This window comes from Acidiphilium sp. MT5 (assembly GCF_054767495.1).
Genome location: NZ_BAABMR010000004.1, coordinates 115,532 through 131,996, shown reverse-complemented (window position 1 = coordinate 131,996; position 16,465 = coordinate 115,532). Strand labels below are relative to the sequence as shown.

Annotated in this window: 21 protein-coding genes and 1 tRNA gene; 5 read left to right on the top strand and 17 right to left on the bottom strand. The window is 60.3% G+C overall.

Annotated elements, in window-relative coordinates; translation table 11 throughout:
* Positions 1–37 precede the first annotated feature (37 nt).
* The 4 genes from ACYUCQ_RS06110 to ACYUCQ_RS06095 are packed head-to-tail and all read right to left on the bottom strand — an operon-like array spanning position 38 to position 2,645.
* Positions 38–163, bottom strand: coding sequence for a hypothetical protein (locus tag ACYUCQ_RS06110; RefSeq protein ID WP_460253625.1), 126 nt, complete (start codon positions 161–163; stop codon positions 38–40).
* Positions 164–223: 60 nt separating this feature from the next.
* Positions 224–691, bottom strand: coding sequence for a dUTP diphosphatase (gene dut / locus ACYUCQ_RS06105; protein ID WP_460253624.1), 468 nt, complete (start codon positions 689–691; stop codon positions 224–226).
* On the bottom strand, positions 688–1,905 hold the full coding sequence (coaBC, locus tag ACYUCQ_RS06100) for a bifunctional phosphopantothenoylcysteine decarboxylase/phosphopantothenate--cysteine ligase CoaBC (protein WP_460253623.1): 1,218 nt from the start codon (positions 1,903–1,905) through the stop codon (positions 688–690). Before coaBC ends, dut begins: the two co-directional genes overlap by 4 nt.
* Complete coding sequence (locus ACYUCQ_RS06095; RefSeq protein ID WP_460253622.1) at positions 1,893–2,645, bottom strand: class I SAM-dependent methyltransferase; 753 nt, start codon at positions 2,643–2,645, stop codon at positions 1,893–1,895. The genes coaBC and ACYUCQ_RS06095 overlap by 13 nt, the downstream gene beginning before the upstream one ends.
* 28 nt (positions 2,646–2,673) lie before the next feature.
* On the opposite strand from ACYUCQ_RS06095, the gene mutM reads away from it, so the two are divergent.
* Positions 2,674–3,501 (top strand): bifunctional DNA-formamidopyrimidine glycosylase/DNA-(apurinic or apyrimidinic site) lyase, encoded by an 828-nt coding sequence (mutM, locus tag ACYUCQ_RS06090; protein ID WP_460253750.1) that lies wholly within the window; start codon positions 2,674–2,676, stop codon positions 3,499–3,501.
* On the opposite strand, the gene ACYUCQ_RS06085 is transcribed toward mutM, so the two are convergent.
* The 8 genes from ACYUCQ_RS06085 to ACYUCQ_RS06050 all read right to left on the bottom strand — a co-directional run bounded on the left by ACYUCQ_RS06085 (position 3,477) and on the right by ACYUCQ_RS06050 (position 8,125).
* Complete coding sequence (locus tag ACYUCQ_RS06085) at positions 3,477–4,109, bottom strand: phosphoribosylanthranilate isomerase (protein ID WP_460253621.1); 633 nt, start codon at positions 4,107–4,109, stop codon at positions 3,477–3,479. The two genes, mutM and ACYUCQ_RS06085, sit on opposite strands and share 25 nt — an antisense overlap.
* Complete coding sequence (gene pyrF, locus ACYUCQ_RS06080; RefSeq protein ID WP_460253749.1) at positions 4,106–4,825, bottom strand: orotidine-5'-phosphate decarboxylase; 720 nt, start codon at positions 4,823–4,825, stop codon at positions 4,106–4,108. Before pyrF ends, ACYUCQ_RS06085 begins: the two co-directional genes overlap by 4 nt.
* Positions 4,825–5,112 (bottom strand): lipopolysaccharide assembly protein LapA domain-containing protein, encoded by a 288-nt coding sequence (locus tag ACYUCQ_RS06075; protein ID WP_460253620.1) that lies wholly within the window; start codon positions 5,110–5,112, stop codon positions 4,825–4,827. Before ACYUCQ_RS06075 ends, pyrF begins: the two co-directional genes overlap by 1 nt.
* A gap of 11 nt (positions 5,113–5,123) precedes the next feature.
* Positions 5,124–5,459 carry an integration host factor subunit beta gene (locus ACYUCQ_RS06070; RefSeq protein WP_460253619.1) on the bottom strand — a complete coding sequence of 112 codons (336 nt, stop codon included), beginning with the start codon at positions 5,457–5,459 and terminating at the stop codon, positions 5,124–5,126.
* A gap of 125 nt (positions 5,460–5,584) precedes the next feature.
* Positions 5,585–6,220, bottom strand: coding sequence for a MarC family protein (locus tag ACYUCQ_RS06065; RefSeq protein WP_460253748.1), 636 nt, complete (start codon positions 6,218–6,220; stop codon positions 5,585–5,587).
* Between the two features lies 1 nt (position 6,221).
* Positions 6,222–6,809, bottom strand: a complete 588-nt coding sequence (locus tag ACYUCQ_RS06060) for an NTP transferase domain-containing protein (protein ID WP_460253618.1) — start codon at positions 6,807–6,809, stop codon at positions 6,222–6,224.
* 18 nt (positions 6,810–6,827) lie between these two features.
* Positions 6,828–6,903, bottom strand: a tRNA-His gene (locus ACYUCQ_RS06055).
* 13 nt (positions 6,904–6,916) lie between these two features.
* Positions 6,917–8,125: an aminotransferase gene (locus ACYUCQ_RS06050; RefSeq protein ID WP_460253617.1), complete on the bottom strand. Its 1,209-nt coding sequence runs from the start codon at positions 8,123–8,125 to the stop codon at positions 6,917–6,919.
* A gap of 341 nt (positions 8,126–8,466) precedes the next feature.
* Between ACYUCQ_RS06050 and ACYUCQ_RS06045 the strand changes: the two genes are divergently transcribed.
* Positions 8,467–8,805, top strand: a complete 339-nt coding sequence (locus ACYUCQ_RS06045; protein ID WP_460253616.1) for a P-II family nitrogen regulator — start codon at positions 8,467–8,469, stop codon at positions 8,803–8,805.
* A gap of 167 nt (positions 8,806–8,972) precedes the next feature.
* Entirely contained in the window at positions 8,973–10,403 is a 1,431-nt protein-coding gene (gene glnA / locus ACYUCQ_RS06040; protein ID WP_460253615.1) for a type I glutamate--ammonia ligase, read from the top strand.
* Positions 10,404–10,533: 130 nt separating this feature from the next.
* On the opposite strand, the gene ACYUCQ_RS06035 is transcribed toward glnA, so the two are convergent.
* The 3 genes from ACYUCQ_RS06035 to ACYUCQ_RS06025 are packed head-to-tail and all read right to left on the bottom strand — an operon-like array spanning position 10,534 to position 12,321.
* Complete coding sequence (locus ACYUCQ_RS06035; protein WP_460253614.1) at positions 10,534–11,031, bottom strand: hypothetical protein; 498 nt, start codon at positions 11,029–11,031, stop codon at positions 10,534–10,536.
* Positions 11,032–11,036: 5 nt separating this feature from the next.
* Complete coding sequence (locus ACYUCQ_RS06030) at positions 11,037–11,333, bottom strand: hypothetical protein (protein WP_460253613.1); 297 nt, start codon at positions 11,331–11,333, stop codon at positions 11,037–11,039.
* Positions 11,326–12,321 carry a helix-turn-helix domain-containing protein gene (locus tag ACYUCQ_RS06025; RefSeq protein ID WP_460253612.1) on the bottom strand — a complete coding sequence of 332 codons (996 nt, stop codon included), beginning with the start codon at positions 12,319–12,321 and terminating at the stop codon, positions 11,326–11,328. Before ACYUCQ_RS06025 ends, ACYUCQ_RS06030 begins: the two co-directional genes overlap by 8 nt.
* A gap of 360 nt (positions 12,322–12,681) precedes the next feature.
* Between ACYUCQ_RS06025 and ACYUCQ_RS06020 the strand changes: the two genes are divergently transcribed.
* The gene (locus tag ACYUCQ_RS06020) at positions 12,682–13,302 is read left to right on the top strand and encodes a class I SAM-dependent methyltransferase (protein WP_460253611.1); all 621 of its coding nucleotides are present in this window, start codon (positions 12,682–12,684) and stop codon (positions 13,300–13,302) included.
* Positions 13,303–13,325: 23 nt separating this feature from the next.
* On the opposite strand, the gene ACYUCQ_RS06015 is transcribed toward ACYUCQ_RS06020, so the two are convergent.
* Together ACYUCQ_RS06015 and ACYUCQ_RS06010 are read right to left on the bottom strand one after the other, a co-directional pair.
* Positions 13,326–14,735, bottom strand: a complete 1,410-nt coding sequence (locus ACYUCQ_RS06015) for an APC family permease (RefSeq protein ID WP_460253610.1) — start codon at positions 14,733–14,735, stop codon at positions 13,326–13,328.
* Between the two features lie 94 nt (positions 14,736–14,829).
* Positions 14,830–15,612 (bottom strand): COG4705 family protein, encoded by a 783-nt coding sequence (locus ACYUCQ_RS06010; RefSeq protein WP_460253609.1) that lies wholly within the window; start codon positions 15,610–15,612, stop codon positions 14,830–14,832.
* A gap of 77 nt (positions 15,613–15,689) precedes the next feature.
* Here ACYUCQ_RS06010 and ACYUCQ_RS06005 point away from each other — a divergent pair, with 77 nt between their 5' ends.
* Positions 15,690–16,424 (top strand): isochorismatase family protein, encoded by a 735-nt coding sequence (locus ACYUCQ_RS06005; protein ID WP_460253608.1) that lies wholly within the window; start codon positions 15,690–15,692, stop codon positions 16,422–16,424.
* Positions 16,425–16,465: the final 41 nt, after the last annotated feature.

Here is a 16,465-nt window from a genome sequence, read left to right as displayed (position 1 = left end):
TTGGTCGGCGTATCGGATGATCGTTGTTGCGATGTCGCTAACGAAAAGAAAAAGCTGCTTTTTTGAAAAAAAGCAGCAAAAAACTTCCTTTAGTTTGTGCAGTGGCGTCGATGCCAGCACCGACCCAGCGGAGCAAAGTTTTTTTTGCTTCTTTTTTGTTCACAAAAAAGAAGTCTCCTCGCTACTCTGCTCTGCCTTGCGTCTTACAATCTCGAACCACCATTCATCCCCCCATCGGCGGCACAAACCCCAGCCCCGTGCTGCCAAACCCGCCCGCGCCGCGCCCGCTCGCCTCCAGCGTCTCGCTCTCGCGCCACACCGCCCGATAAACCGGCGCTAACACGGCCTGCGCAATCCGCATCCCCCGCGTCACCACAAACGGCTCGGCGCCAGCATTGAGCAGCAAAATCTGCACCTCGCCCCGATAATCCGCATCAATCGTGCCCGGACTATTCACCACCATAATGCCCGATTTCAGCGCAAGGCCCGATCGCGGCCTGATCTGCAATTCATAATCAGGCGGCAGCGCGATCGCAAACCCGGTCGGGATCAACGCCCGCGCCCCCGGCGCTAACACCATTTGATCCGCGACCGCCGCACAAATATCCATCCCCGCCGCTCCCGCCGTCGCATAGCCAGGCAACGGCAAATCAGCACCATGCGGCAAGCGCTTGATCACAACCTCAATCATGCCGAAAATTCCTTGGCAATCCGCGCAACCAGCCGCGCCGCAATCGCTTCCTTGGGCGCACGCGGCCAAGTTTCGCTCCCCGCCGCCGTCACCAGCACCACCTCATTCTCCGCCCCGCCCATAATCCCGCTCTCCGCACTCACATCATTCGCCACAATCCAATCACAGCCCTTGCGCAATCTTTTTTGGGCCGCCTGCTCAGCCACCCGCTCGGTCTCCGCCGCAAACCCCACCACCAAGCGCGGTCGCCCAGCCGCTAACATCGAAATTTCCTTGAGAATATCGGGGTTTTCCTGTAACTGGAACACCGGCGTCCCCGCCGTTTTCTTCAATTTCGCGGGCAGCGGCGTCACATGCCAATCCGCCACCGCCGCACAAAATACCGCAATATCCGCGGGCATCGCGTCTTGCACGGCGGCGAACATTTCCCGCGCCGTCTCCACACGCACCACGCTGACATTGGGCGGGTCCGCCATCGTTACCGGCCCGGAAATCAGCGTCACCCGTGCGCCCAACGCCGCGAGCGCGCCGGCAATCGCGTGGCCCTGCCGCCCCGAGCTCCGATTGGCCAAATACCGCACCGGATCAATCGGCTCATGCGTCGGCCCGCTGGTCACCACCGCATGATAACCCGCAAGTTTTCCCACCGGGCGCAGCAAAGTCGCAATCGCCTCCAAAATCACCGCAGGCTCTGCCAGTCGGCCCGGCCCAAATTCGCCGCACGCCATCGGCCCCTCATCCGGCCCCACCACCTGCACGCCGCGCGCCCGCAATTGCGCCATGTTCTGCATCGTCGCCGCATGCTGCCACATCCGCACATTCATCGCCGGGGCCACCAAAACCGGCTTGTCGGTCGCGAGCAGCAGGGTGCTGGCGAGGTCATCGGTAAGCCCCGCCGCCATTTTCGCCAAAATATCCGCCGAGGCCGGCACCACCACCAGCACATCCGCACTGCGCGAAAGCTGAATATGCCCCATCTCGCTCGCCTCGGTGAGCGAAAATAGCTCGGTATAAACCCGGTCTTCGCACAATGCCTGCACCGATAACGCGGTCACGAACTCTGCCCCACCCCGCGTCAGCACGGCGCGCACCTGCGCCCCGGCTTGGCGCAACAGCCGGATCAATTCCAGCGCCTTATAGGCGGCAATCCCGCCCGCAATAATCAATAAAATCCGCTTGCCGTCTAAATCAGATTCCGCACTCACAGCCGCCAACCCGCATGGATCGCGGCAATCCCCCCGCTCAAATTCCGATAACTCACCCGCGCAAACCCTGCCGTGCGCATCATCTGAGCCAATGTGTCTTGATCGGGAAACATCCTGATGCTCTCAGCCAAATATTGATAACTATCCCGATCTTTGGCCACCAGCGCGCCAATCTCGGGCAGCGCCTTGAACGACCAACGCTCATAAAGCGGTGCCGCCACCGCAATTTGCAATTTCGAAAACTCCAGACAAAAAAACCGCCCGCCCGGCTTGAGCACCCGCCTCGCCTCGGCCAGCACCCGTTCCTTATTGGTGCAATTGCGCAGGCCAAACGCCATGCTCACCCGGTCCACCGCGCCATCAGGGAGCGGCAGCGCTTCGGCATCAGTCACCAGCCAGGAAATCCCCTCAACCAAGCCGCGATTCTCCGCCCGCGTCCGGCCCACCGACAGCATCGAGCCATTAATATCACTCAGCAATACCGGCCCGCCGCCGCGCCGGCGCCATTGAAAGCTGATATCCCCCGTGCCGCCCGCCAAATCCAGCAAGCGCAAATGCGCGCGCGGCCCCAGCGCGGTGACAAAATCGCGCTTCCACAGCCGATGTACGCCCAATGACATCAAATCGTTCATAATGTCATAGCGCCGCGCCACGCTGTCGAACACATCGCGCACCCGGGCGGATTTTTCCGCACGCGGCACCGTGGAGAAGCCAAAATCGACAATATCGCTCGTGCTGGTCTCGCTCATCATCCCAGTCTATAGCCCCAAACCCATCATGCCGGAACTCCCCGAAGTCGAAACCGTCATGCGCGGGCTGGATGTCGCCTTAACCGGCCAAATCATCGCCCACGCCGCCCTGGCCCGCAGCGATTTGCGCTGGCCGGTGCCCGAGGGGCTGGTCCAAGCCTTGATCGGCGCGCGGATAGAGGGCTTTCGCCGGCGCGGCAAATATATCCTGCTCCGCCTTGATCGCGGTTTTTCGCTGTTGATCCATCTCGGCATGTCGGGCCGCATGACCATCGATCAAGCGCCCCAACCCCACCAGCATTTGACGCTCCGCACCGGCTCAGGCCGCCAAATCGGCTTTGTCGATCCAAGGCGCTTCGGCGCGCTCGATCTGGTGGCGACCGAGGCCGAGGATCAGCATTGGCTGCTCGCCAAACTCGGCCCCGAACCGCTGGAACCCGGCCTCACCACGGCCTATCTCGGTCGCGCCCTCGCCCGCAAACCCACCCCCATCAAAATAGCGCTGCTCGACCAAGGCTTGATCGCGGGCATCGGCAATATCTACGCGAGCGAAGCCCTGCACCGGGCGCGCATCAACCCCACCATCCCCGCATCCCAGCTCAACCGCAAACAGCTCACCACCCTGATCGCCGCCATCCGCGAAACCCTCAACGATGCCATCGCCGCAGGCGGCTCCAGCCTGCGTGACTACGCCCAGCCGTCCGGCGAACTTGGCTATTTCCAACATGCTTGGCGCGTCTATGACCGCGCCGGTCAACCCTGCGCCCAATGCCCCGGCCCGCCGCGCTGCCCCGGCATCACCCGCATCGTGCAGTCAAACCGCGCGACCTATTACTGCCCGCGCTCGCAGCCCTGACGCGCCGCCACCACAAACGCCTCAATCAGTGCTGCGGATTTCTGCCCCGGCGCGGTTTCCACCCCGGACGCCACATCCACCGCATGGGCGCCACTCGCGGCCACCGCTTGCGCAACATTCGCAATAGTCAGCCCGCCCGCCAACAGCCACGGTGCGGGCGATTGCCAGCCGCGCAGCATCGCCCAATCAAGCTGCACCCCATTGCCACCAGGCCGGTCCGCCCCGGCGGGCGGCTTCGCTTCAATCACAAACCCGTCCAACCCCTCATCATCCTGGGGTAATTCCGCCGGCGCACTCACGCCCACCGCCCGCCAAACCGGCACGCCAAACGCCTCGCGCACCGCCCGGCAGCGCGCCGGGCTGGCATAAAGCTGCAACACATCCAACCGGCAGGCACTCAGCACCGCACAAATCGCCGCATCCTCCGGCTCGACAAATAAACCCACCCGGGGCGCCCAATCCGCCCCGGCCATCGCCGCCACCTGTGCCGCCGTGACCAGGCGCGGTGAACGGGTGAAAAAATTAAAACCGAGCCAAGTCGCCCCGGCACCCACCGCCGCCCGGTACGATTCCTCGTTATTAATCCCGCAAATCTTCACCGCAATCATCGCCCCGCACCCGCCGATCCCATCGCAGCGTTCAGGGCTGATGCGATCGCCAAAGCCGCCGCCGCCGGGTCCGCCGCTTGCGTGATCGGTCGCCCCACCACCAAATAATCAGCCCCCGCCGCCATCGCCGCCTCCGGCGTCGCCGTGCGTGCCTGATCATCGAGCGCTGACCCTGCAGGCCGGATCCCCGGCACCACCAAAATCGGCTTGCTGCCAAACGCTGCGCGGATCGCGCTAATCTCCGCCGCACTGCACACCAGCCCGTCCGCCCCCGCCTCCAGCGCCATCCCGGCTAGGCGCAACACCTGCTCGCGTGGCGTCGCCATCACCCCGGTCGTCGCCAAATCAGCGCCGGTCAGGCTGGTCAGCACCGTCACCGCGAGCAAAATTGGTCGCGCCGCCCCCGCCGCTTCTGCCGCCATGCGCGCCGCCGCAATCATCGCCGGCCCGCCCTGCGCATGCAGCGTCAGCATCGCCGGCGGGCGGCGCAGCAACGCCCGCACCGCCCCGGCCACGGTGTTCGGAATATCGTGCAATTTCAAATCCAAAAACACCGGCGCGCCCGCCGCCCAGTCCAGGCAGGTCGGTCCATGCGCACAAAACACCTCAAGCCCCAGCTTGATCAGCCCCACATGCGGGCGCAGCATCGTCGCCAGCCGCACAGCCTCAACCGCATCCGCCGTATCAATCGCAGCAATCAGCCGGGATGGCGGCATCACGCGCCAGGGCGCGCCGGCGGGATCTCCACAGGCTTCACAAGGCTGGCCGCCTGCATGCTGGCAATCTGCTTCTCAGCGCGCTTGGCCCGCCGCGTCGCCCCCATCCGTGCGGGCAAATGCCAGAGCAGCCCCACCAGCACGCCGAGCACCAAAGCCACCAGCGCCACCACGCTGAGCGGCAATTCCGCCAGCGTGCCCAGCGGCCAAAACCCAACCGGCACCGCCTCGCGGTTGGAGAGCAAAAATATCGCCAGCAGCAAAATAACCAGCGCGCCAAAAATCAATCGAACGGTTTTCAGGGGGAAACTCCATCGCGCGAGGCCGGCCGGGATGAGCGGGCCTTTGCCGGGCTACCCTCATTGACCATTTCGCGCAATTCCCGCCCCGCCCGAAAAAACGGCACGCTCTTCTCCGACACGTCCACCGTCTGCCCGGTGCGCGGATTACGCCCGACCCGCGCGCGCCGCCGCTTGACCGAAAACGCCCCGAAGCCGCGCAGCTCAACCCGTCCGCCTTCCGCCAACGCCGCCGTCATCTCGTCAAAAATCGCCGTGACCACCCGCTCAATATCGCCAAGGGTCAAATGCCGATGCTCTTCCGCCAACGCCGCCACAAGTTCGGATCGGGTCATACTCATGCTCCTCCAAGCCCATCTGTCTGCCGCAGATTTTTGCGCCGGTCAACAAAATGTTAATCTGCATCACCTTGATAAATCATCGAATTGGCATACAAAAACCGCTAAACCACAACGCAGGGTTATAGATGCAGCGCGGTGCGCAACCCTTCAATCATAAATTGCGCCGCCAGCGCCGCCACCAAAATTCCCAGCACCCGCCCCATCACGCTCGCCCCGGTCGCCCCGGTCAAATGCGCGAGCAGCCGCGAGGCGCGCATCGCCATGAAGGTGCCGATAATCAGCGCCGCCAACGCCAGCGTCACCGCAATAATCGCGACTAAATCAGACCCCGCCTTGGCGTGCAGCAAGATCATCGTGGTCATCGCCCCCGGCCCGGCAATCAGCGGAATCGCTAGCGGAAACACGCTAATATCCTCGCCGGTCGCCGTCACCGCCGCGCGCTCCTCATCAGTCGAGCGCAATTCATGCTTCGCCGTCACCATGTCCTTGGCCGAGAGAAACAACAGCGCCCCGCCAGCAATCTGCAACGCCGGAATCCCAATCCCCAGCACCCGCAACAGCGCCTCACCGGCAATGCCGAACACCAGCAGCACCACAAAACTCACAATCGAGGCCCGCCGCGCCATCGCATGGCATTTCGCCGGCGCATCATTCACCGTCAGCGCGGCAAACACGATGCCGGTGCCAATCGGATCAATGATCACGAACAGCGCCACCACCGCGTATAAAAAATCACCAATCCCGCTGGTCAGCATATTACTCAACGCGTCGCTCCGCCGCCGCCAAATCCTCCGGCGCGTTAATATTCATGAAGGGATCATCCGCATCGTCAAACCAAACCCGCCGCGTCCCGATCAGTGCTGCAAAATCCCGTACCCGATGCGGCCCCGGCGCCGCCAGAAAACCAGCCAAGCTCGCCGCCGCCGCACGCGGCCACATCGCAATGGAGTGATGCACCCGCCCGCCATGGTCAACCACCGAAGGCGCCGCCCCCAGCCTGATCCGCAAATCCATGGGCACAAAAACCGTATCCACCGGCACGCTCAAAACCTGCGCCATCCCGGCCCTCTCTGCCGCACGTAACCCCGCCAAAATCCCCGCCAGCGGCCCGAACCCGGCAAATTCCCCGTCATCAAGCGCGATCACGCCGGGATATCGCCGCCTGATCCGCCTTGGATCAGCCCCCGCCGCCACCATGATCTGATCCACCTGCGGTGCCAGCCGCGCCATCATCCGCTCCAGCAGCGTGCGCCCGCCCAGCATGAGTGACGCCTTATCCGCACCACCCATCCGCCGGCCCTGACCGCCCGCAAGAATCAGTCCAATGCAGCGTTGATCAACCATATTTAAACCGGAGGAAAATGGGGCGAACGACGGGGATCGAACCCGCGACAACCGGTACCACAAACCGGCGCTCTACCAACTGAGCTACGTCCGCCACCAAGGCCGATTTAGGCCGTCTGCGCGCTCCGCGTCAATCGCTGAGGCGCAAAATGCCGCGCCAACCGCTCAATCGCGGCATCCAACAGCGAATCCTGCTTGCAAAACGCAAACCGCACATAATCGCGCGGCGCCGCCTCACCCGCATAAAACGCCGAAACCGGAATCGCGGCCACGCCCGCCTGCTCAACCATAAAGCGGCAAAACGCCTGATCATCGCCGTCAAACCCCAACTTGGAAAAATCCGCCGTCACAAAATACGAGCCGCGCGTCTCCAGCGGCACAAACCCCACCGCCGCCAGCCCGGTCGCCAAGCGCGTGCGCTTGGCCGCCAACCGCGCACCAATCGCCGCAAAATAATCATCCCCCTGCGCAAGCCCCACCGCCACCGCCCTCTGCAAATGCGGCGGCGTGGTAAAGGTCAAATTCTGATGCGCCTTCGCAATCACCGATGCCATCGCCCGGGGCGCACTCACATACCCCACCTTCCAGCCGGTCAGGCTGAATGTCTTGCCAGCACTGCCAATCCGCGCACAGCGCTCGCGCATCCCTGGCCGCGTCATCAGCGGAATATGCGCCGCCCCATCAAACACCAAATGCTCATAAACCTCATCGCACACCGCATAGGTGTCATGCCGCACGCATAAATCGGCAATGAAATCCAAATCCTCCACCCCGAACACCTTCCCCGTCGGGTTCATCGGCGAATTCAGCAGCAAAAGCTTGGTCCGGGGCGAAAACGCCGCCGCCAGCGCCGCACGCGGCAAATCCCAGCCCGGCGGCTCCAGGCGCACCAGCTTGGGCACCGCCCCCAGCAATTTCACCACCGGCACATAAATATCGTAGGTCGGCTCCAGCAGCACCACCTCATCACCCGGATTGAGCAGCGCCATCAAACACGCGGTCAACGCCTCGGTCGCGCCCGATGTCACCACCACCTCGCTCTGCGGGTCAATCTCCAACCCATAAAACCGCCGGTTCGCCGCCGCCACCGCCTCGCGCAGCACCGGCACACCGGTCAGCGGCGGATATTGATTGCGCGTCGGCCCCAGGCTCGCATCGCGCAGTGCCGTCGCCGCCGCCATCACCACCGCATCCGGCCCGTCCTCATCGGGAAATCCCTGACCCAAATTAATCGCGCCATGCTGCACCGCGAGTGCGGACATCACGGTAAAAATCGTGGTCCCCGTGGCCTCCAACAGCGAATTCATCGCGCGCATATTTCTGCTCCGTATCCCAACCGGCCCAACGCCGAACCACGCCCCGCGCACCGCTCACCGCGAACCGCCAATATCGCCCCGCCCCGCCCGATCGGCAAGCGCTGATTATTTGATAGGCACAACCTGCCCGTTTTCGCGCCGATCACGCCGCTCAACCCGCAAAAAACCCCGTCCCATGGTCTTGGCACGGCCTATGCTATACCTTAACCACGAACCAGACTGACCTTGAACCACCCCACCTTACTGCTCGTCGCTCAATCGCGCTCTCGCGGGTTGGCGGCGAGAAAATTGGATCAAAGCTGCGCAACAAGGAGGCCGCCCGGCACAAGGGCGAGGAGCGGATGAAGAAAATCGAAGCGATCATCAAACCGTTCAAGCTCGACGAAGTGAAGGAAGCCCTTCACGAAGTCGGATTGCAGGGCATCACCGTCACCGAAGCCAAAGGCTTTGGTCGGCAAAAAGGCCATACCGAGCTCTATCGCGGCGCGGAATATGTGGTCGATTTCCTCCCCAAGGTGAAAATCGAAGTGATTTGCGAAGATGCCGTCGCCGAGCGCGCCATCGAAGCCATCACCAACGCCGCGCGCACCGGTCGCATCGGCGATGGCAAAATTTTCGTCTCCAACATCGAGGAAGTCATCCGCATCCGCACCGGCGAAAAAGGCGAGGCGGCGATCTAATATTGCTCTCACACCCTGACCCAAGACCGATTTCATCCAACCCAATCTCGGTCTCAGTCAGATTTCATCCACCCGCACCTTCCGGCCCACCCGGAATTGTGCCTTAACCCGATCACAGCGGCGTCGCACGGGGCGGCGCCGCTTCACGACCCTCAGGGAGACTTCGAATGGCGAAAAAGCCCGCAACCGGCGATGCGATCAGCAAGGCGATGGACATGATGAAGGAGAACGGCGTCGAATATGTCGATCTCCGCTTCACCGATCCGCGCGGCAAATGGCAGCACACCGCCCAACATGTTTCCACCATGGACGCCGATGCCTTCCGCGACGGCATTATGTTCGATGGCTCCTCCATCGCCGGCTGGAAAGCCATCAATGAGTCGGACATGATCCTGATGCCCGACCCCGAAACCGCCGTGATGGACCCGTTCGCCGCCAAGCCGAGCATGATCCTGTTCTGCGACATCATCGAACCCTCCACCGGCATGGGCTACGCCCGCGATCCGCGCGGCACCGCCAAGCGCGTCGAATCCTACCTCAAATCCACCGGCATCGGTGACACCATCGTGGTCGGCGCCGAAGCCGAATTCTTCATTTTCGACAGCGTCCGCTTTGGCACCGGCGGCAATTTCGGCACCTACCAGGTCGATAGCATGGAAGGCCCCGGCTCCTCGCTGAAAGACTACCCGGAAGGCAATATGGGCCACCGCCCCGGCGTCAAAGGCGGCTATTTCCCCGTCCCGCCGGTCGATGGCGATAGCGATCTGCGCGCCGAAATGCTCGCCACCATGGGCGAAATGGGCCTGCCCATCGAAAAACACCATCACGAAGTGGCCCAAAGCCAGCACGAGCTCGGCACCCGCTTCAACTCACTGACCAAAATGGCCGACCAGATGCAGATTTACAAATACTGCGTCCACAACGTCGCCCATTCCTACGGCAAAACCGCCACCTTCATGCCCAAGCCCATCTATGGCGATAACGGCTCCGGCATGCACACCCACCAATCAATCTGGAAAAACGGCAAGCCGCTCTTCGCCGGCAATGGCTACGCGGATCTCTCCGAACTCTGCCTCTATTTCATCGGCGGCATTATCAAACACGCCAAAGCCATCAATGCCTTCTCCAACCCGAGCACCAATAGCTATAAACGCCTAATCCCCGGCTTCGAAGCGCCCGTGCTGCTCGCCTACTCCGCGCGCAACCGCTCCGCCTCCTGCCGCATCCCCTACACCACCAACCCCAAAGCCAAACGCGTCGAAGTCCGCTTCCCCGACCCGACAGCCAACCCCTACCTCGCCTATTCCGCCATCGCGATGGCCGGGATCGATGGGATCAAAAACAAAATCCACCCCGGCGACCCGATGGATAAGGATTTGTACGACCTGCCGCCCGAGGAACTCAAAGGCATCCCCACCGTCTGCGGCAGCCTCCGCGAAGCCCTCGGCGCCCTCGCCGCCGACCACGACTTCCTCCTCGCCGGCGACGTGTTCAGCAAAGAACAAATCGAAAGCTACATCGAACTGAAATGGGGCGAAGTCTACCGCTTCGAACACACCCCCCACCCCGTCGAATTTGAAATGTATTATTCCTCCTAATTTTCGCGCCGAACAGGCACTAACGAAAACCGGTCCCAGCCATGGGGCCGGTTTTTTATTTCATTACTACTCACCCGTACACGTAGCTTGGTCGCAAAGCTTCGCGGCAGATAACTAAGTGATATAGCAATCAGAACAATAAAATATCACGTCCAAATTCTAGCCCGAGAAAATCACTGATCTTTTTGAGCAGCGAACGCTTGCGAGCAGAATCCATATTGGTGTCGACATACCATCCTGCGGCAATCTTGTGGGCGCGTCCATACTGCCGCTTTTTCAAGTAAACCAGGGACGGACTACTTGCTATGGTGCGCCGCTTGGAACCAAGCAACAAATCGGAAAGAGCGGGCAGTTTCTCAGGAGCAAGTTCGGCTAGAAACCTCAGTATTTTGACAAATCGGTCTGTTTCGTTAATTGCTGTATGAGTCTCACCAAGCATACAAAATGCAAACTGCTTACCGCCGATGGCTGGAGCAGCAATCTGAGCGCCCCCTGCAGCAAGCGTTTCTGCCTGATCCTCACAACTTTCGTTATCAGGTTCAGCTTCGACATCGGGAAGCTTGGCGTCAATCGGAGATAACGTAATGGTCACAGGATGATACCCTTCGGCGTTGATTTCAATCTTCATCTCAATTACCTCCGATCTCGACGAAGGCTGCGCCTCAACAACGATTGAGATTTACGTCTTCCTGGACGATATGCCGTAATAACTATGGTGCCGTCGCAAACAACACGTGTCCCGATGAGACGTTCCATTTGTCGGATTTGCTGTTTCAACGTATCGATATACGCGCGCCCTGCCTTTTCGGTCAGCATAAAACCCCGCTCAACCTCAATGCCATGCCTGGTAATCAGTTCCACATCGGCATACGACATTCCTCGTTGTCCGGTGCGGGTTTGCGCATGATCAGTATACATTAATTCACTCATGATCGTTCTCCACAAGCGAGTTAGAGGATCGCCGAATTCCGGGCGCTATAATTTGTTCTGTATTCTTCATCGATTTTTTGATTTCTTCCACTCTTTCCTCTATCTTATCGCGCAACCATTTCTTAACGGATTCGCTACCTCTGATTTCTGTAGGAATTTCATGTAGTCCGACCGTTCCGTTCGCTAGTCCCCTGGCTAAAATTGGATCGTCCGGATAGAGTTCTGCGAATAGTTTTTCTGTTGTGAAACTTGTCGTATCGGCATCTGGGCCGCATTGATCAACTTGGATGAGCGGCGTAGAGCCTCGAGCAAAATCTTTTAGGAAAATTGCAAACGGATTTCCAGAATATTCGTTATCATAAAACGATTGAGAGCAAACCTCATCCGTTTTTTCAAATAAATCACGCGCAAATATGTCGCGTTTATCAATTGACGCGCGCTCACACTCCGTTATTTCTTCTCGGTAAGGATTCGCCCAGATGAGATTCGATAAATGCCGCAGTCCCTTCCCAATCTCAAAGGCCTCTTGTTCATTTTGCGCCAAAGCTTCAAGTCTAGTCTGCCGCTGCGCTAGGCTTTGCTCTGCAACGCATAAAAACAATAACGGTGCCAACTTGACGATCTGCTGAATTTTAACCCCATAGCGAGCGGCAATAATATGGATTGCGTTCCGCGTAGCGTGGTCGATCCGAACATTGATTTGCGAATGCGGCGAGCACCAACTATCGGCCCCCTCCTTTGACGGAACCGGCGCGGAACTGTTCCGCCTGATCTCTCCGGTGAGAAAATCTGGAGACACATCGAGCGCCTCGGCCAGCGCCATGACGGTTTCAACGTGTTGTGGTCGCTTCCCGCGGCCTGCCGGCGGATCAAGCAATCTTCCAATCGTCTTTGGCGAAAGACCACTCTTTTCAGCAAGAACTTTCGGCGCCATCCGTTTGGCGTTCATAGCCTGCTTCAGCGCGTTTTTATCGATCCTGTTAACCATGGCGGCTTCCTTTCGAAATTGGTTTAGACCAAAATAATATATATTGAAAGATAATATAGGGTCTTTTTTGGTCCAGAAGATCCGCCTTTTATTGATTCACCAAAAAATAACTGGACCAAAATAGACCGTCGGGACCAATTCAGTGTGCGCGACGAGTTTGGTCGACGCATTTATGCGTCCGTCAATGCATTGTTCCGCCGATCGCGCGACGCAATGTCCAGCGCCCTCAAACCAACCCTCTGCGCGAGCGCCGAACCCCCCATCCGCGCATCAATTGACAACCGCGTCCCATTCCACAAATACCATATATCAAATGCTGTCTCCGACAGCGCAAAATCGCTCACCCCCGGAATCCGCACAATGACCGATCTCCCGCCCGAAGCCCGCTGGGAAGCCCGATACGCCGCAACCAGCACCTATCTGTTCGGCACCGAGCCCAACCGCTTCCTGGTCGAGGCCGCTGCCCATCTTCCCCCCGCCGCAAAAATCCTCGCCGTGGCCGATGGGGAAGGGCGCAACGGCGTCTTTCTCGCCTCACGCGGCCATCAGGTTCACGCCGTCGAATATTCCGCCACCGCCATCGCGAGGGCGCAACAGCTCGCCGCCGCCCAAGGCGTCGCGCTCCATAGCGAACAAGCCGACTTATTGCGCTGGACCTGGCCGGTCGCCGCCTACGATGCCGTGGTCGCCATTTTCGTGCAATTCGTGCCACCCGCCGCCCGCCCGGCCTTTTTCGCCAACATGGTCGCCGCCCTGCGCCCCGGCGGCATTTTGCTCCTGCAAGGCTACCGCCCCGAACAAATCGCCAACGGCACCGGCGGCCCGAGCGATCCCGCCCATTGCTACACCGAAGATCTGCTCCGCACCGAATTCGCGGATCTGACACTCCTCCATCTCCACAGCCATGATGCCGAAATCGCCGAAGGCACCGCCCATCACGGCCCCTCCGCCCTGATCGACCTGATCGCCCGAAAACCCTGATCCACCCCCGCCGCCATCCCCGCTCAAACCTCCTCATCGGCCACATAAGAGCCGATTTTCTGCACCAAAGCCGGATCACGCCGATTCAGCACCAGCCCATACATAATCGAGGCCACCAACATCGCGAGCGCAATATACGGAAACAAATTATACGGCTTCGGCTGCCCCGGCTGCACCAAACCCCACAGCGGAAACAGCATCAACCCGGTCCCCACCAGCGGAATAATTAAATGTTTGATCGGGTTGAACGCCTCCCGATGATAGCGCAGCATATAAACCGGCAACGCCAAATTCGTCACCAAATAGGTGATAATCACCGGAATTGTACCGAGCGATCCGGTCTCGCCGAACAAATCAACCGGCTTCACGCCAATCCCAAACACCAACACAATTGCCAGCGCAAATAACACAAAACTCCACATCGCCACCGAGGGCGTGCGATGGCGCGGATGGATCTTGCCAAAAAATACCGGCAGCAATCCCTCTCGCCCGGAGTTGAACAAAATCCGCGCTTGACTATTGGTCAGTCCCAGTAACGATGAAAAAATACTGGTCAACCCCGCCAAATACGCCACAATCAAAAACGCCGCCGCCGAGCTTTTAAATGCATCCACAAACGGAATATCAGATTTACCAATCGCCACCGCATTATTATGAAACGCAATCTCGGTGGCATACGCCAACATCATATACAAAATCCCGATCGAGAGCGTGCCAATAATCAGCGCGCGGGGAATATTGCGCCGCGCATCGCGAGTCTCCTCCGCCAATGTCGCCGAATTTTCCCAGCCAATGAACAGATAAATCGCAATCGGAAACCCAAGCCCAATGCCCTTCAACCCGCCGGAAAGATGGCTCCATTCAAACGGCGCCAGCGTCAAATGCGCCCGGTTCACCACCAGCATCACCACGGCGCCCACCAGCAACAGCGCCAACTCAAAATAGAAAAACACCGCCGCCCACAAGGTGGAAAGCGCAATCCCCCGCGCCACCAACAGCCCGACAATGCCGGTCGCCACCACGCTCAGCACTTGCCAGGGAATGTTAACACCCAGAAACAATTTCAGCGTGTCATGCGCCCACCCACCCGAAATCGCAACCACCGAAGCCGCCGCCACCAAATACCCAAACACCACAAACACCGAAGCCGCGGCCCCCGCCACCGGTCCGAACGCCATGCCAATAAACGTCACAAAACTGCCGGTGGAAGGCCGATAACGGGAAAATTCAGCCAGCGTGTTGGTCAAAAATAAAATCACCACCATCGCCACCAAAATCGTCAGCGGCGCGCCAACCCCCGCCCCGCTGACAATCAGCCCAAAACCAAAGAAAAAACTCATGGCCGGTGCGATATTCGCAAGCGTGGAGGCCACAATCTGCGGCAACCCCAGCGCACCAGATTGCAGCCGATGCTGCGACGGAACGATGCTCATCCGAAACCCCCTTTTATTAATTTTCGTAATGAGCTTAATCGATCCTCCGCATCCTGCCAATCACTTTATTCAGCGCCAGCAACCAGCCCACCGCTCACGCTAACGCCTGCAGGTTCCCGCGCCGATAGCGCAGCATAATATACCCCACCGCCAGCGCCACCGCCGCACTCAGCACCGCGCTGGTCAACGGCGTGCCATAGCCCAGCCCAGACATCGCCACCGGCTTATCGACCCAATCGGCAAACGAGGCCCCCATCGGTCGCGTCAGAATATAGGCCGTCCAAAACCCGGCAATCGCATTCAACCGCCCCGCCGCATAAAGTAGCCCCGGCATTGCAAACAGCATTGTGAACACCAGCGCCGAGGGCCAATAGCCCAGCCCAAACGTCGAGGCGGTCAAATCCCCCGCCGCCGTGCCCAGCGCAAACGTCGCCATCACCGTCGCCCAATAAAACCCTTCGCGCCGGGCCGAGCGGATCGAATCGATCGATAATGTGCCCTCGCTCCGATACCAGGCCAGCAAAATCGCCCCCAACGCCAGCAAAAACCCGGCACTCGAAGCCATATAAGGCACGCCCAGCACCACATGGATCACATCGGCAACCATCGTGCCGAACACACTGATCATCACCACCAGCAACCAGTAAGTGAGGGGTCGATAGCGCCGCTGCGCCATTTGCAGCCCCAGCGCCGCCAAAAACCCCAGCGCCCCCGCCGCTACCGCCGCATAGGGGTTGGTATGAAACACCAGAAAATCGGATGTCGCCTCGCCCATCGCGGTCGAGAGAATTTTCGCCACCCAAAACGCCAAGCTGATCTCCGGCACCTTGCTCTCAGTATAGCGCCGCGCAGCAAACCGGGTCATGGCTCGGATCATCAGCATCGCTCCTCACTGGAATAGTCGCCCTCGTTTGGGTAAACCAAACCGCGAATTCAACCGATGCTCGCGCCAACGTGATTGTCGCGCCGCCCGCCGCCCCCACAACAGCCGCCCCCACACCAGCCGCCCCCACACCAGCCCCCACCGCCCCAGGAGCAAAAATGTCCCGCCCCACCCGCACCGCCCTCGCCCTCCTGCTGCTCACCGCCCCCGCCTCAACCGCCCTCGCCTCAACTGCCCAGGCGCACAGCGTCCTCAACACCTGGTCGAGCATCAAACCCCCCGCCGCGCCCAAGCCGGTCGCCGTCACCCTCAACCCCAAAACCACCGCCCTGCTGCTGCTCGATTTCGTCTCGCAAACCTGCAACGCCACCCACCGCCCGCGCTGCCTCGCCACCCTCAAACCCACCGCCGCCTTGCTCGCCCGCGCCCGCGCCGCGCACGCAACCATCATCTATTCCTACGTCCTCAGCGGCCACCCGGCGGACATCAACCCCGCCCTCGCGCCGCGCCCCGGAGCGAAAATGGTCCAATCCGGACCGGATAAATTCCTGCACACCAACCTCGCGGCCTTGCTGCGCGCCGATCACATCCGCACCGTCATCGTCACCGGCACCGCCGCCGAAGGCGCTGTGCTCGCCACCGGCAGCGAAGCCGCCTATCGCGGCTACCGTGTCATCCTCCCCGCCGATGGCCTCTCCGCCGCCCATCGCTACGCCGAGCAATACACAATCTGGGATTTTCTCCACGCGCCGTTCCTCAGCAACCGCACCACCCTGACCACGCTCGGCGAAATTCATTTCCGGTAACCCAGCCAAGAGTTGCGTCCGCCCGCATTGCCGGGCAAGAC